Genomic DNA, 14,384 nt, shown 5'->3' with positions numbered 1-14,384 from the left:
AACATGACCGTGCCCGCGGACGCTGAGGTCCGCGGGCACGGTCATGCCGTCAGGGCTGGAGGAGGCTGTCGCCCGGATCGCCGTCCGGCCCGCCGGGGTCGCCGTCGGCCGGGTCGGTCGGCGGGGTGGTCGTCGGCGTGGGCGGCGGCGTACTCGTAGGGGTCTTCGTCGGCGTGGGCGGCGGCGTACTCGTGGGCGTCTTCGTCGGCGTGGGCGGCGGAGTGTCCTCCGGCTCCCGGCTCGGACTCTTCGTGGCCGACTGGGACGGCGACCGGGTCGGCGTCGGGTCCGGGTCCGGGTCCGCGGTCGCGATCTCGTCGACCTCCAGGTCGAACTTGGCGTCGGAGCCGCCACCGAGCGCGCCCAGCGTGTAGTCCGCCCAGATCTTGGCGGGGAAGCCGCCGCCGTTGGCACGCCCGGAGTTGGCGGTACCGGTCAGTGTGACCTGCCCGCCGCCCTCGGCGGTCGACTCGCCGAACAGAGCGACCACTGTGGTGAGCTCGGGGGTGTAGCCCGCGAACCAGGCCGACTTGTTGTCCTCCGAGGTGCCGGTCTTGCCGGCCGCCTCGTAGGCGTTCGACTTGGCCTCGTCGCCGGAGCCGTTCTTGACCACGCCGGTCAGCACGCTGGTGACCGTGTCGGCCGTCTCGCGGCTGATCACCTGGCTGCCGATCGGATCGGCCGGCTCGACCTCGCGGTCCTTGTGCTCGGCCTTGGCGACGATGGTGGGCGTGACCTTCTTGCCGTGGTTGTCGAGGGTCGCGTACACCCCGGCCATGTCCCAGGTCGAGGCGCCCATGGTGCCCAGCGAGATCGCGGGGCGCTCGGGGAAGTCGTCGCCGTCCTTCATGCCGAGTTCGAGTGCGGTCTTCTTCACCTCGGCGGGGGTCACGTCCACGATCATCTGGGCGAAGACCGAGTTGATGGAGCTGTTCATGGCCTTCTGGACGTTGACGGGGCCGTAGTCGCGGTCGTCCTCGTTCTCGGGGTTGAAGGGGGTGTCGCTGCCGACGACCGGCCGCTTGCTGGTGCCGTCGTAGATCGTGTTGACGCCGATCTTGTCGCCGTCCTGCGTCTCGGAGTCGTTCTCCAGCGCGGAGGCGAACACGATCGGCTTGAAGGTCGACGCGGGCTGGTAGTCGCTGCGGGTGGCGTTGTTCAGATAGTGCTTCACGTAGTCCACACCGCCGTAGAGTGCGACAACCTTGCCCGTCTCGGGCTCGACGGAGGTCGCACCGGCCTGCACGGTCGCGTCGACCTTGTTGCCCTTGCGATCGAGATCGTCCTCCAGCTGTCGCTTGACCGACTCCTCCAGCGCCTTCTGCCGCTTGGAGTCGATGTTGAGCGTGATCGTCCAGCCGCCGGCGTTGATGTCCTCCTCGCTGACACCCTGGCTCGCGAGCTCCTTGTTGGCGGCCTCGACGAGGTAGCCGGTCTGTCCCTCCATGCCGGGGGCGCCCTTGGGTTCCTTCGGCGTGGGGAACTTGAGCGTGGCGCGCTCGGCGGAGTCGAGCCAGTCCTCCCCGACCATGTTGTCGAGTACGTAGTTCCAGCGCTCGGTCACCAGCTTCTTGCTGGTGGGCGAGGCGACGGCCCAGTCGTACTGGCTGGGGGCCTGGAGCAGCGCGGCAAGGTACGCGCCCTGGGCGACGTCCAGTTTGCCGGCGTCGACGCCGTAGTACGCCTGGGCGGCGGCCTGGATTCCGTACGCGTTGCGCCCGTAGTAACTGGTGTTGATGTACCCGGCGAGGATCTCGTTCTTGCTCTTCTTGCGGTCCACCTTGAGCGAGATCACCAGCTCTTTGAGCTTGCGGGTGACCGTCTGGTCCTGGTCGAGGTAGTAGTTCTTGACGTACTGCTGGGTGATGGTCGAGCCGCCCTGCTTGCCCTTGCCGGTGAGGGTGTTCATCAGGCCGCGGGTGGTGCCCTTGAGGTCCACTCCGGCGTCCTTGAAGAAGGTCTTGTTCTCGGCCGCGACAAAGGTGTACTGGACGTCCTTGGGGATCTTCTCCAGCTCGACGATCTCCCGGTTGACCTTGCCGGTGCGGGCGAGGATCTTGCCGTCGCTGTACTTGTAGACGTTGCTCTGCATCTCGGCCCGGGCGTTGGCCGAGGGCACCGGAACGATCAGATAGATCACGAAGAAGGTGCCTATCGCCAGCAGGCAGAAGCCGAAGAAGGTGCCGAGCAGCTTCTTCCAGGTGAAGAAGCGCCGTATGCCTGTGGGCTTGGGCTTCTCCGCCCGGCGCGCGCCGCGCTGCCGGGCTTGTCGCGCTTCCGCTCGGCCCATCGCTTCGTAGCTCCGCTCTTCGGTTCTTCCGGTCATATGTGATCTGTGGTCGCGCTGGTTACGTCGGATCAGCGCAGCAAGCTAACACCGGACTTGCAGACAAAGGGTTACCGATCCGGTCTTTTCCGGGCGTGACAATCCACACCCTGTCTCAAGGAACCGACTCATGACAGGCACGCAAGGTTGTGAAGAAAGTTAATGTGATATCACTTAGATAGTAGGTCGGCGGCTGTCGCCGACCGCGCGAACGGGGAGCGATCATGCCTGCCACCAGCACGCCGGCCACGGACGACGTCACATTGCGGGTGACGCCTCAGGTACGCGAACTTCCGGCGCACAGCGTCCACGGAGGCGCTGCGCTGCTGCTCGGCCTGATCGGAGTCGTCGGCGGGGCGGCACTCATTGTCGTCGGGGCGACGGTCTTCTCGGCGGGGGCGAAGGCCGGGCTGATCGCGGCCGGCGCCGTGGTCATGGCCGCCGCGTTCTTCGCGATGGGCGGGCTGAACACGGTCGCGCCCGGCGAGGCGCGAGTGGTCCAGCTCTTCGGGCGCTACCGGGGCACGATCCGTACAGACGGTCTGCGGTGGGTCAACCCGCTCACCTCGCGGGAGAAGATCTCGACGCGAGTGCGGAACCACGAGACCGCGGTGCTGAAGGTGAACGACGCGTACGGCAACCCGATCGAGCTGGCGGCGGTGGTGGTGTGGAAGGTCAAGGACACCGCGCAGGCGATGTTCGAGGTGGACGACTTCCTTGAGTTCGTCTCCACGCAGACGGAGGCGGCGGTACGGCACATCGCGATCGAGTACCCCTACGACTCGCACGACGAGGCCGGTCTGTCGCTGCGCGGCAACGCGGAGGAGATCACCGAGAAGCTGGCGGTCGAGCTGCGCGCGAGGGTCGAGGCGGCGGGCGTCCACATCATCGAGTCGCGCTTCACACACCTGGCGTACGCGCCGGAGATCGCGTCGGCGATGCTGCAACGCCAGCAGGCGGGCGCGGTGGTAGCGGCGCGGCGGGAGATCGTGGACGGTGCGGTGGGGATGGTCGAGGCGGCGCTGGCCAGGATCGAGGAGCGGGGGCTCGTGGAGCTGGACGGCGAGCGGAAGGCGGCGATGGTGTCGAATCTGCTGGTGGTGCTGTGCGGCGACCGCTCGGCTCAGCCGGTCCTCAACACGGGCACGCTCTACCAGTGACCCCGCCACCGGAGCGGAAGCAGGTGCTGCTGCGGCTGGATCCAGCGGTGTACGAGGCGCTGGCGCGGTGGGCATCGGACGAACTGCGGAGCGCGAACGCGCAGATCGAGTTCATTCTGCGCCGTGCCCTGGCGGAGGCGGGGCGGTTGCCGGGGGGTGTGCCGCCGGTGGCGCGCCGGGGGCGGCCGCCGAGGCGGCCACCGCCACCGGAGGGGGACGGGGAGTAGCGGGTACGAGGCACCCGATGCCCCCGTGCCGGGGGCCCACGCGTCAGCGGTGCACTGAGGCCTGGCCTGTGGTGCGCCTGCGGCGGGCCTTTCCCCACCCCGCCCTTTCCCGTAACTGGGGCTCCGCCCCAGACCCCGTACCGCCCTTCGGGCGGTGTCCTCAATCTCCCCCATAGCCTTCGGCATGGGAGGTACCCCCAGACGGGCTTGAATTGCCCAGCAATTCAAGCCTCGCCGGCGATTGAGGCGCTGGGGGTCCCCCCCACGCCCGCCAGGGCGTAGGGGGCGGGTTCGGGGGCGGAGCCCCCGACAAGGGCCCGAGGGGTCGCTAGACCGACAGCGGCACCGCGTGGATCTCCGCCGCCGGGTGGCCCGTTCGCTCGTGGATGCGCCGTACGGCGTCCGCCGACGGCGCCTCGGACAGGCAGTACACCACTCCGCCGTCGGGGTCCGCCCAGGCCCGCTCGAAGTGCACTCCCTCCTCCGCCTCGATCGCCAGGTCCGCCCGGTGCGCCGCCGAAAGCTGTTCGGCCGTAATGCCCTGCATGTTGTGGTGGACGTCCATGAATGTGGTCATCGCCCGCCACCTCCGGTTGCTCGTTGGCTCGTAGGGCCAAAGCCCTCCTCCCACCAGCGTGCATCTCCCGTCCCCCTGGGGCGAGCCGAGGGAAAGGCGGCCATACGCACCGCTATACACACCGCGTATACATGGTGTGTATAGTCCCACCCATGTCCATCGGTCACACTCTCCTCGGGCTCCTTGAGTCCGGCCCGCGCCACGGCTACGACCTCAAGCGCGCCTTCGACGAAAAATTCGGTCACGACCGGCCCCTCCACTACGGGCAGGTCTACGCGACCATGTCCCGCCTCCTCAAGAACGGCCTCGTCGAGGTCGACGGCATCGAGGCCGGCGGCGGGCCCGACCGTAAGCGGTATGCCATCACCGACGCCGGGATCACCGACGTCTCGCAGTGGCTCACGCAGCCCGAGAAACCCGAGCCCTACCTCCAGTCGACCCTCTACACCAAGGTCGTCCTCGCCCTGCTCACCGGCCGCGGCGCCGCCGAGCTGCTCGATACGCAGCGGGCCGAGCATCTGCGGCTGATGCGGGTCCTCACCGACCGCAAGCGCCGCGGCGACCTCGCCGATCAGCTCATCTGCGATCACGCCCTTTTCCACCTCGAAGCCGATCTCCGCTGGCTGGAACTGACCGCCGCCCGGCTCGACCAGCTCGGTCGGCAGGTGCGCGGATGACCCCCGTCGGCTCTCTCCTCGTCGCCGCCGGGCTGCACAAGGCGTACGGGGCCACCCCCGCACTCGACGGCGCGTCCTTCTCCATCCACCCCGGCGAGGTCGTCGCCGTGATGGGGCCCTCCGGGTCCGGCAAGTCCACGCTGCTGCACTGCCTCGCCGGGATCGTCCAGCCCGACTCCGGCACCATCACCTACGGCGGGCGCGACCTCACCGCTATGCCCGACGCCGGGCGCAGCGCCCTGCGCCGCAGCGACTACGGCTTCGTCTTCCAGTTCGGCCAGCTCGTTCCCGAGCTGACCTGCACCGAGAACGTCGCCCTGCCCCTGCGGCTGAACGGCACCCGCCGCAAGGACGCCGAGCGCGCCGCCCTGGAGTGGATGGAGCGCCTGGAGGTCGCCGAGGTCGGGCACAAGCGGCCCGGCGAAGTCTCCGGCGGCCAGGGGCAGCGCATCGCCGTCGCCCGCGCGCTCGTCACCTCGCCGCGCGTGCTCTTCGCCGATGAGCCCACCGGCGCCCTCGACTCGCTCAACGGCGAGCGCGTGATGCAGCTGCTCACCGACGCCGCCCGCGACACCAACGCCGCGGTCGTCCTGGTGACGCACGAGGCACGGGTGGCCGCGTACTCCGACCGCGAGGTCGTCGTCCGCGACGGCAAGGTGCGCGACATGGCGGGCGCCGCATGAGCGGAAGCGGCATCACCGGGCGAGGCCGCGCGTGGATACGCGATCTCAGTCTCGGCGCCCGGTTCGCCCTCACCGGTGGCCCGCGCGGCTGGACCCGTACGATCCTCACCGCCGTCGGCGTCGGCCTCGGCGTCTCTCTGCTCCTGGTCGCCGCCTCCATCCCGCATCTCGTCCAGAGCCGCGACACCCGCGTCTCGGAACGCAACGTCACCTTCGGCTATGGCGTGACCCCTTCCGAGCGCTCGTTCCTCTTCGCCGACACCCAAACCGACTACCGCGGGGACACCATCAGGGGCACGGCACTCCAGCCCGACGGCGGCGAGGCCCCCGTGCCGCCCGGCCTCGCCGAGCTCCCGGACCCCGGCGAGATGGCCGTCTCCCCCGCCCTCGGCAAGCTCCTCGCCTCCCCCGAAGGGGCCCTGCTGAAGGAACGGCTGCCGTACCGGATCAGCGCCACCATCCAGGACCGGGGACTGGTCGGCCCCAGCGAGCTCCGTTACTACGCGGGCAGTTCCACCCTCTCGCTGGAGAAGGCAGCCGGCCGCTCGGACAGCTTCGGCGGCAACACGGACGCGATAGAACCGATGAGCGCGGTGCTCCTGCTGGTCATCCTGATGGCCTGCGTGGCGCTGCTCCTGCCGGTGGCCGTGTTCATCGCCACCGCCGTACGCTTCGGCGGCGAACAGCGCGATCGGCGGCTCGCCGCGCTCCGCCTGGTCGGCTCCGACCAGGCGATGACCCGGCGGATCGCCGCCGGTGAGTCACTGTCCGGCGCGCTGCTCGGGCTGGCCGCGGGCGCCGGATTCCTCGCGCTGATCCGGCAGTTCGTCGGCTCGGTGACGGTCTGGGACGTCAATGCCTTTCCCTCCGACGTCGTGCCAGGCGCGGCGCTGACCGCACTGATCGTCCTCGCCGTACCTGCCTCCGCGATCGGCGTCACCCTCTTCACGCTGCGCAATGTGTCGATCGAGCCGCTCGGCGTCGTACGGAACACGGTCCCGCGCCGCCGCCGGGTGTGGTGGCGGGTGCTGCTGCCGGTCGCCGGTCTCGCCCTGCTGCTGCCGCAGATCGGCCAGGTCGGCCTGAGCGACACCGAGTTCGCCGCGCATCAGATCGCCGTTGGCGCGCTGCTGGTGCTGATCGGCGTCACCGCGCTGCTGCCGTGGCTGGTGGAGGCCGTGGTCGGCCGCCTGCGCGGTGGCCCTGTGTCGTGGCAACTGGCCGTCCGAAGGCTCCAGCTGAGCAGCGGTACGGCGGCCCGCGCGGTCAGCGGCATCGTCGTCGCGGCGGCCGGTGCGATCGCGCTCCAGATGCTGTTCGCCGCCGTGCAGAGCGACTTCATGAAGCCGACCGGCATGGACGCGGCCCGCGCCCAGCTGGAGACGACCGCGAACGCCGCCGACGGTTCCGCGGCCCGCGAGATGATCGAGAAGTACTCGGCGACCAAGGGCGTCCTGGGGGTGATCGGGATCATCGAAGCGTCCGTCGAGCGGGCGGGACCGCAGCGCGCGGGCGAATCTTTCACCCCCTCCACCGTGCTCACGGTCGGCGACTGCGCGTCCCTGCGGGAGCTGGCGACCCTGCCGTCGTGCAAGGACGGCGACGTCTTCATCGCCCAGCCCCATGGCCATCAGGGGCCCGACGACGCCTATCTCGCCGAGACCGCCAGGCCCGGCGCCCAGGTCAACCTGCGCCTGCCGCAGCGGGCGCCGGACGGCATGCCCGTCAAGACCGAGCCCTTGCTGTGGCGGCTGCCCGCCACCGCCCGGACCGTGGACTCGCGTACCGACCCGATGGGCGACATGTCCTTCGGCGTCATGGCCACGCCGTCCGCCATCGATGTGTCGCAGCTGGCGGCTCCCACGGCCACCGCGATGATCAGGCTCGACCCGAAGGTGGCGGACGCCGCCGAGTACGCCAGGAACACCGCGGCGGCCATCGACCCGCTGACCCGGGTCTCCACGCTCCAGAACCTCGAACGCGACAGCCAGTTCTCCAGCGTACGCACCGGCCTGTTCGTCGGCGCGACCGCGACGATGCTGCTGATCGCCGCCTCGATGCTCGTCTCCACACTGGAGCAACTGCGCGACCGCAAGCGGCTGCTGTCGGTGCTGGTCGCCTTCGGCACCCGGCGGTCCACGCTGAGCTGGTCGGTGCTGTGGCAGACCGCCGTCCCGATCGCGCTGGGGCTCGTCCTCGCGGTCACGGGCGGCATCGGCCTCGGGCTCGTCCTGCTGAAGCTGGTCGGCAAACAGGTCGCCGACTGGTGGGCGTTCCTGCCGATCACAGGCGTCGGGGCGGCGCTGATCCTGGTGGTGACCCTGCTCTCGCTGCCGCCGCTGTGGCACATGATGCGCCCGGACGGCCTGCGTACGGAGTAGGAGACGGAGCAGTAGTACGTCAGCTATTCGGGAGGGGGAGGAGCAGCAGGCGCAGGAGCAGGCGCCGCCCGCAGCGCCTGCTCCTTGCTGTACGCGCGCAGCGAGCCGACCACCGTATTGGTCACCGCCACCAGCGGCACCGCCACCACCGCGCCGCCGATGCCCGCCGTCAGCCCGCCCGCCGCGACCGAGAGGACGACGGCCAGCGGGTGGACGCGGACGGCCCGGCCCAGGATGAAGGGTTGCAGCACATGCCCTTCGAGCTGCTGCACGGCGAGGACCACTATCAGGACCATCAGGGCGGTGAACACGCCCTGGGTGACCAGCGCGACGACGACCGCCAGCGCGCCCGAGACGACCGCGCCGACCAGCGGGATGAAGGCGAACAGGAAGATGAAGACGGCCAGTGGCACGGCCATCGGCACATCGAGGAAGTAGATGCCGAGGCCGATGAAGATCGCGTCGATCAGAGCCACTATCACCGTGCCGCGCACATACGCGGTCAGCGTGCGCCACGCGCGCGGTCCCGCCGCCGCGACCCCGTCGCGGGCCTGCGCCGGGACCAGCTTGAGCGCCCAGTTCCAGATGCGCTTCCCGTCGTACAGCAGGAAGAGCGTGGAGAACATCGCCAGCAGCATCCCGGTGAGGATCTCGACCATCACCGTCACGCCCTGCAGACCGGCCGAGGTGATCTCCTCGGTGTTGGTCCCGATGGTGTCGCTCAGGTTCTTCGCGATGTCGTTGATCTGCTGCTCGGTGACATGGAACGGGCTGTCCAGCAGCCAGCGCTTGAGCTCCTCGATGCCGTCCCTGACCCGGTCGGAGAGGTCGTCGAGGTTGTCCATGACCTGCCAGACCACAAACCAGCCGACCAGGGCCATCAGGACGAACCCGGCGATCGCGGTGACGGCGGTGGCGAGCCCGCGCGGCAGACCCAGCTTCCTCAGCCGGGACACGGTGGGCTGGAGCATCGCGGTGACCAGCAGCGCCGAGACGAAGGCGAGCACCACCAGCTGTACGGCGCTGATGACGCGCATCAACACCCAGAGCGTGCCCGCCAGTACGAGCAGCCGCCAGCCGGCCTCGGCCCCGACGCGGAGGCCCCAGGGGATCGCGGCGACGGGGTCCGGCATGCGGGGGACGGCGGGAGCGTACGCGGGCGGCAGCGGGACGCTCTCCACCGCGGGCGGACCGGCAGGCGGACCAGCGGCCGGACCCGGACCGGACCCAGCAGGAGGCCCCGCCTCGGATCCCGGCTCGGATCCCGCCTGGGCCCCCGCCCCGGCCTTCGCGTCGGACCCCGCGTCAGGACCCGGGCGTTCCTCGTCGGATTCCTCGCTGCGGCGCGCCTCCAAGCGCTCCCCGATCCGGGACAGTCGTCCACCCAGCCCGGCGAGCCACCCTGGCAGTCTCGACATGATCGTTCCTCTTCCCCCCACGGCTCCCCCGGACCTTCCCGCTCGACCGTACACGCACAAAGCCCCTCACCGTAGGACGGCGAGGGGCTCCGTGAAGTTGAGCCGTGGGGGAACTCAGTAAGACTTGTTGGCCTGCCAGAACTCCCACGCGCCGCAGGGGCTGTCGTACCTCTCGTTCATGTACTTCAGGCCCCATTTGATCTGGGTCGCCGGGTTGGTCCGCCAGTCGTCGCCGACCGAGGACATCTTCGAACCCGGGTATGCCTGGACGAGACCGTACGCACCGGAGGACGGGTTCTGCGCGCGGTAGTTCCAGGTGGACTCGTGGTCCACGATGTTGCTGAAGCACTGGAACTGGTCCGCGGGGATTATCTGCCGCGCTATCGCCTTGACCTCGGCGACGGTGTACGAGGCCTGCTGGGTGAAGCTAGTGGTGTCGCCAATGGTGTCGCTCGCCGCGTCACGGCTTGCGCGCGCCTGCGCGGCCGCGCGATCGGCGGCGACCTTGTCGTCTGCGGCTTCCTTCTTGTCCAGGGCGGCCTTGGCCGCTTGGGCACGAGCCGCTTCCTCCGCGGACTTCCGCGCGGTGTCGTCGGCGGCAGCGGCCTGTGCGTCGGCCTGCTGCGCCAGGGACGAGACCTGAACCTGGGCCTGCTCACCCATGGGGATGTCCGCGAGGAGCGTCATATCCGCTGCGGACGTCTCAAGATTGTCGTTCGAGGGCAGGGTGTCGCCTGAGGCGACGCCCACGACAGCGCCAACGGTGGTGACCGCGGTGGCAGATGCCACGGCGAATCCCCGGACCGAGATCCGGCTCACACGGTTTCCTTCCAGCAACGCCCGCTTGAGTGACCTCGCGGGCGCAATCGTGCCCCTGACGCTGGCCTCCGTACTGGTCACGGGAGGCGCGGGCCCGGTGGGCAACTCCCCTGCGGGAGTCGCCGCGTAAAGCTCGCGGGCGGCATACGACGGCTGTTGTTGAGTTGTGTGGTGCTGTGCGCCTTGGGAGGTGCGGGAGTTGTCGTATGCGGGGCCTGACGGAAGCAAGACTCTGCCGGAAGCCCGCACCGCAAGGCAATTAATCGCCGGGTGTGAAAGCTCACACCCGGCGTGGGCCCGGTGCTTTTCGGGAAGCGGCGGACAGCGCGATGCCGCCCGGCTAAGCTTTCGCGCTTCGCCGGGCGGCAGCAACTTGTGCCGAGTTATACCTAGATGTGCCCGTCCTCCAGCATTTCGGTCACCAGCGCCGCGATCGGTGAGCGCTCGGAGCGGGTGAGGGTGACATGGGCGAACAGCGGATGGCCCTTCAACTTCTCGACGACGGCCACGACTCCGTCGTACCGGCCGACGCGCAGATTGTCCCGTTGCGCCACGTCATGCGTCAGGACGACCCGGGAGCCGGCGCCGATACGGGACAGAACGGTCAGCAGGACGTTCCGTTCCAGCGACTGGGCCTCGTCGACGATGACGAACGCGTCGTGCAGCGAACGACCGCGGATATGGGTGAGCGGCAGGACCTCCAGCATGCCGCGGCCCAGCACTTCCTCGATGATTTCACGGCCCGCCACGGCCGAGAGGGTGTCGAAGACCGCCTGCGCCCAAGGGCTCATCTTCTCGGCCTCGGTGCCCGGCAGATAGCCGAGCTCCTGCCCGCCGACCGCGTACAACGGCCGGAAGACCATCACCTTCTGATGCTGCCTGCGCTCCAGGACCGCCTCCAGACCCGCGCAGAGCGCGAGCGCCGACTTGCCGGTGCCCGCCCGGCCGCCGAGCGAGACGATGCCGACGTCCGGATCGAGGAGCAGATCGAGGGCGATGCGCTGCTCGGCGCTGCGGCCGTGGATGCCGAAGGCCTCCCGGTCGCCGCGGACCAGTTGCACATTGCCCTCGGCCGAGATCCGGCCCAGCGCCTTGCCCCGCTCGGACTGGAGGACCAGACCGGTGTGGACGGGGAGCGCGGATGCCTCCGGGACGTACAGCGTCTCCTCTCCGTACAGCAGGTCCACCTGATCGGCGGTGAGGGGCAGTTCGGCCATTCCGGTCCAGCCGGAGTCGGTGATGGCCAGCTCCGCCCGGTACTCCTCGGCCAGCAGGCCGACGGACGAGGCCTTGATACGGAGCGGCAGGTCCTTCGAGACGACCGTGACGTCGTACCCCTCGGCCTGCAGATTGCGCGCTACCGCCAGAATCCGCGAGTCGTTGTCCCCCAATCTAAAGCCGGCCGGAAGGACGCCGGGATCGGAGTGGTTGAGCTCGACGCGGAGCGTGCCGCCGAGGTCGCCCAGCGGGATGGGGGCGTCGAGGCGACCGAAGCGGATACGGAAGTCGTCCAGCAGGCGCAGCGCCTGGCGGGCGAAGTATCCGAGCTCCGGGTGGTGCCTCTTGGCCTCCAGTTCTGTGATCACCACGATCGGGAGCACTACTTCGTGCTCGTCGAAGCGGGTGAGGGCGCTGGGATCGGCCAGCAGGACGCTGGTGTCGAGAACGTAGGTGCGCCGGTCGGGCATGCGGCGCTTTGTGCTGTTCACCACGGAAGGACGTACCCCCTCGAATGAGGTTGGGGTGCGACGGCGTCGCGGACAGTGTCCCCTGCCTGAGAGCAGGAGACGGGCCGGGCTCGGGCCCCCGTGCGCGGGACCGGCTCCGGCCCTCCGCGTAGTCCGCACGCAGGGTGCGGTCCTTCGTGTGCAAGGGGCCTCCCGGGTGAGCGGACTCTGCCGCTCACTGAGAAACGACGTTCGTGGATCGGACGTCGACCTGGAAGGGGTATTCCCTCGAACACGCGCAGCCATGCCAGGGCATATGACGACACGCAGATGAACAGCCGGTGCACCCGCCACAGCGGACCCGTGCGGAGCGCCTTTTCTCGTGTCAGCCGCGCGTCAGCCGCCGTAGCGGCGGTGGCGCGCGGCGTAGTCACGCAGCGCGCGCAGGAAGTCGACCTTACGGAAGGCGGGCCAGAAGACTTCGCAGAAGTAGTACTCGGAGTGGGCGCTCTGCCAGAGCATGAATCCGGACAGACGCTGCTCGCCGCTGGTACGGATGACCAGGTCGGGGTCGGGCTGACCGCGGGTGTAGAGGTGCTCGGAGATGTGCTCGACGTCGACGATCTCGGCGAGCTCCTCGAAGCTCGTGCCCTTGTCGGAGTGTTCCAGCAGAAGGGAACGGACCGCGTCGGCGATCTCCTGTCGGCCGCCGTAACCGACGGCGACATTCACGAGTATGCCGTCTCTGCCGATTGTGTCCTGTTCCGCCTCTTTCAGTACGGACTGGGTACGGCCGGGCAGCAGGTCCAGCGTGCCGACGTGGTGCACACGCCAGCGGCCGTCCGCCGCGAGGTCGCGGACCGCGTTCTCGATGATGCCGAGGAGGGGGGTCAGTTCCACCTCGGGGCGGTCCAGGTTCTCCGTGGAGAGCATCCAGAGGGTGACGACCTCGACATCGGTCTCGGCGCACCAGCCCAGCATCTCCTGGATCTTGCTGGCGCCCGCCTTGTGCCCCTGCTCGGCCGTGCCGCCCGACGCCCTCGCCCAGCGACGGTTGCCGTCGAGGATGACACCGATGTGCTTGGGCACCTGGTCGTGGTCGAGGCGGGCTTCCACCCGGCGTGCGTAGAGCCCGTACACCAGGTCGCGCAAGTTCACTGAGTTCACCTCTCGGTTTCCGTCGGGCTGCCTGCCCGCTGCCCGGGGTCCGGGGGCCCGCGGCGCCGGCCGCTGCTGTCACAGCCCTCTGGCACGGTCCCCGCGAGACGCGACACAGGCCTTGATTCCGGCCATGCGGCAGTCCCCGGAGGCGCCACAGTACTGCTCACGGGCCTTGGGGGCCCAACCCGGCCTGTCACAAGTCCGTGATAGGGAGGGTTGTGTGACTGATACCCCTTCTTACCGAGCCGCCGCCGACCGCTACGAGTCGATGGAGTACCGGCGTACCGGCCGCTCCGGGCTCAAGCTCCCGGCGATCTCGCTCGGCCTCTGGCACAACTTCGGCGACGACCGGACGCTCGACTCGCAGCGCGCCCTGCTGCGCCGCGCTTTCGATCTCGGTGTGACGCACTTCGACCTGGCCAACAACTACGGTCCGCCGCCCGGCTCCGCAGAGCTGAACTTTGGGAAGATCTTCGCACAGGATTTTACCCCATACCGCGATGAACTGGTCATCTCGACCAAAGCCGGCTATCTGATGCACCCCGGGCCCTACGGCGAGTGGGGCTCGCGGAAGTACCTGCTCTCCTCGCTCGACGCGTCCCTGCAGCGGATGGGCCTGGAGTACGTCGACATCTTCTACTCGCACCGCTTCGACCCGCACACCCCGCTCGAAGAGACGATGGGGGCGCTGGCCAGCGCCGTACAGCAGGGCAAGGCGCTGTACGCGGGCGTGTCGTCGTACAACGCGGAGCAGACCGCCGAGGCGGCGCGGCTGCTCAAGGAGCTCGGTGTCCCGGCGCTGATCCACCAGCCCTCGTACTCGATGATCAACCGCTGGATCGAGGACGACGGACTGCTCGACACGCTGGAGTCCGCGGGCATGGGCTGCATCTCCTTCGTACCGCTCGCGCAGGGACTGCTCACCGGCAAGTACCTCAAGGGCATCCCGGAGGGCTCGCGGGCCACCCAGGGCAAGTCGCTGGACCCGGATCTGCTCTCGGGTGAGGTCGTACGGCGGCTGAACGGGCTGAACGACATCGCCGCCCGGCGCGGTCAGTCGCTGGCCCAGCTGGCGCTGTCCTGGGTGCTGCGGGACGAGCGGATGACCTCCGCGCTGATCGGCGCGTCCAGCGTGCGTCAGCTGGAGGAGAACATCGCCGCGCTGGCGGGAGCGCCGCTGAGCGACGAGGAGCTGCAGGAGATCGACGCCTTCGCCGTGGACACCGAGGGTACGAACATCTGGGCCGGGCGGGGCTGAGCCGGCGGGCGCGAGACCCCCGGGAACGGG

Annotated in this window: 12 protein-coding genes; 6 read left to right on the top strand and 6 right to left on the bottom strand. The window is 69.3% G+C overall.

Annotated elements, in window-relative coordinates; genetic code table 11:
* Positions 1 to 49: 49 nt before the first annotated feature.
* The gene (locus ACIHCQ_RS05370; protein ID WP_399658653.1) at positions 50 to 2,290 is read right to left on the bottom strand and encodes a transglycosylase domain-containing protein; all 2,241 of its coding nucleotides are present in this window, start codon (positions 2,288 to 2,290) and stop codon (positions 50 to 52) included.
* Between the two features lie 260 nt (positions 2,291 to 2,550).
* On the opposite strand from ACIHCQ_RS05370, the gene ACIHCQ_RS05365 reads away from it, so the two are divergent.
* Positions 2,551 to 3,486 carry an SPFH domain-containing protein gene (locus ACIHCQ_RS05365; RefSeq protein WP_399658209.1) on the top strand — a complete coding sequence of 312 codons (936 nt, stop codon included), beginning with the start codon at positions 2,551 to 2,553 and terminating at the stop codon, positions 3,484 to 3,486.
* Positions 3,483 to 3,713: a hypothetical protein gene (locus tag ACIHCQ_RS05360; RefSeq protein WP_399658207.1), complete on the top strand. Its 231-nt coding sequence runs from the start codon at positions 3,483 to 3,485 to the stop codon at positions 3,711 to 3,713. Before ACIHCQ_RS05365 ends, ACIHCQ_RS05360 begins: the two co-directional genes overlap by 4 nt.
* A 328-nt stretch (positions 3,714 to 4,041) precedes the next feature.
* On the opposite strand, the gene ACIHCQ_RS05355 is transcribed toward ACIHCQ_RS05360, so the two are convergent.
* The gene (locus ACIHCQ_RS05355) at positions 4,042 to 4,290 is read right to left on the bottom strand and encodes an SCO4226 family nickel-binding protein (protein WP_399658205.1); all 249 of its coding nucleotides are present in this window, start codon (positions 4,288 to 4,290) and stop codon (positions 4,042 to 4,044) included.
* Between the two features lie 152 nt (positions 4,291 to 4,442).
* Here ACIHCQ_RS05355 and ACIHCQ_RS05350 point away from each other — a divergent pair, with 152 nt between their 5' ends.
* The 3 genes from ACIHCQ_RS05350 to ACIHCQ_RS05340 are packed head-to-tail and all read left to right on the top strand — an operon-like array spanning position 4,443 to position 8,031.
* The gene (locus tag ACIHCQ_RS05350) at positions 4,443 to 4,967 is read left to right on the top strand and encodes a PadR family transcriptional regulator (RefSeq protein WP_399658203.1); all 525 of its coding nucleotides are present in this window, start codon (positions 4,443 to 4,445) and stop codon (positions 4,965 to 4,967) included.
* Positions 4,964 to 5,650, top strand: a complete 687-nt coding sequence (locus ACIHCQ_RS05345; protein ID WP_399658201.1) for an ABC transporter ATP-binding protein — start codon at positions 4,964 to 4,966, stop codon at positions 5,648 to 5,650. Before ACIHCQ_RS05350 ends, ACIHCQ_RS05345 begins: the two co-directional genes overlap by 4 nt.
* Complete coding sequence (locus ACIHCQ_RS05340) at positions 5,647 to 8,031, top strand: FtsX-like permease family protein (RefSeq protein WP_399658199.1); 2,385 nt, start codon at positions 5,647 to 5,649, stop codon at positions 8,029 to 8,031. Before ACIHCQ_RS05345 ends, ACIHCQ_RS05340 begins: the two co-directional genes overlap by 4 nt.
* Before the next feature lie 23 nt (positions 8,032 to 8,054).
* On the opposite strand, the gene ACIHCQ_RS05335 is transcribed toward ACIHCQ_RS05340, so the two are convergent.
* The 4 genes from ACIHCQ_RS05335 to ACIHCQ_RS05320 form a co-directional block, all read right to left on the bottom strand.
* On the bottom strand, positions 8,055 to 9,449 hold the full coding sequence (locus ACIHCQ_RS05335) for an AI-2E family transporter (protein ID WP_399658196.1): 1,395 nt from the start codon (positions 9,447 to 9,449) through the stop codon (positions 8,055 to 8,057).
* Between the two features lie 114 nt (positions 9,450 to 9,563).
* Positions 9,564 to 10,268, bottom strand: coding sequence for a transglycosylase SLT domain-containing protein (locus tag ACIHCQ_RS05330; protein ID WP_399658194.1), 705 nt, complete (start codon positions 10,266 to 10,268; stop codon positions 9,564 to 9,566).
* A 389-nt stretch (positions 10,269 to 10,657) separates the two neighbouring features.
* A complete protein-coding gene (locus tag ACIHCQ_RS05325) occupies positions 10,658 to 11,980 on the bottom strand; it encodes a PhoH family protein (RefSeq protein ID WP_399658191.1) in 1,323 nt (440 codons plus the stop codon).
* A gap of 351 nt (positions 11,981 to 12,331) precedes the next feature.
* The gene (locus ACIHCQ_RS05320; RefSeq protein ID WP_399658189.1) at positions 12,332 to 13,093 is read right to left on the bottom strand and encodes an isoprenyl transferase; all 762 of its coding nucleotides are present in this window, start codon (positions 13,091 to 13,093) and stop codon (positions 12,332 to 12,334) included.
* Between the two features lie 223 nt (positions 13,094 to 13,316).
* Between ACIHCQ_RS05320 and mgrA the strand changes: the two genes are divergently transcribed.
* Complete coding sequence (gene mgrA, locus ACIHCQ_RS05315) at positions 13,317 to 14,354, top strand: L-glyceraldehyde 3-phosphate reductase (RefSeq protein ID WP_399658186.1); 1,038 nt, start codon at positions 13,317 to 13,319, stop codon at positions 14,352 to 14,354.
* The last annotated feature ends 30 nt before the right edge of the window (positions 14,355 to 14,384 follow it).

This window comes from Streptomyces sp. NPDC052236 (assembly GCF_044548015.1).
Lineage (GTDB): Bacteria > Actinomycetota > Actinomycetes > Streptomycetales > Streptomycetaceae > Streptomyces.
The sequence above is the reverse complement of the archived record's forward strand: the minus strand, read 5'-3'. Positions and strand labels throughout refer to the sequence as shown.

Excerpts from the sequence above, each read along its gene's own strand:
- ACIHCQ_RS05340 (WP_399658199.1), top strand. The coding sequence starts at position 5,647 with ATGAGCGGAAGCGGCATCACCGGGCGAGGCCGCGCGTGGATACGCGAT.
- ACIHCQ_RS05370 (WP_399658653.1), bottom strand. The coding sequence starts at position 2,290 with ATGGGCCGAGCGGAAGCGCGACAAGCCCGGCAGCGCGGCGCGCGCCGG.
- ACIHCQ_RS05365 (WP_399658209.1), top strand. The coding sequence starts at position 2,551 with ATGCCTGCCACCAGCACGCCGGCCACGGACGACGTCACATTGCGGGTG.
- ACIHCQ_RS05335 (WP_399658196.1), bottom strand. The coding sequence starts at position 9,449 with ATGTCGAGACTGCCAGGGTGGCTCGCCGGGCTGGGTGGACGACTGTCC.
- ACIHCQ_RS05350 (WP_399658203.1), top strand. The coding sequence starts at position 4,443 with ATGTCCATCGGTCACACTCTCCTCGGGCTCCTTGAGTCCGGCCCGCGC.
- ACIHCQ_RS05355 (WP_399658205.1), bottom strand. The coding sequence starts at position 4,290 with ATGACCACATTCATGGACGTCCACCACAACATGCAGGGCATTACGGCC.
- ACIHCQ_RS05345 (WP_399658201.1), top strand. The coding sequence starts at position 4,964 with ATGACCCCCGTCGGCTCTCTCCTCGTCGCCGCCGGGCTGCACAAGGCG.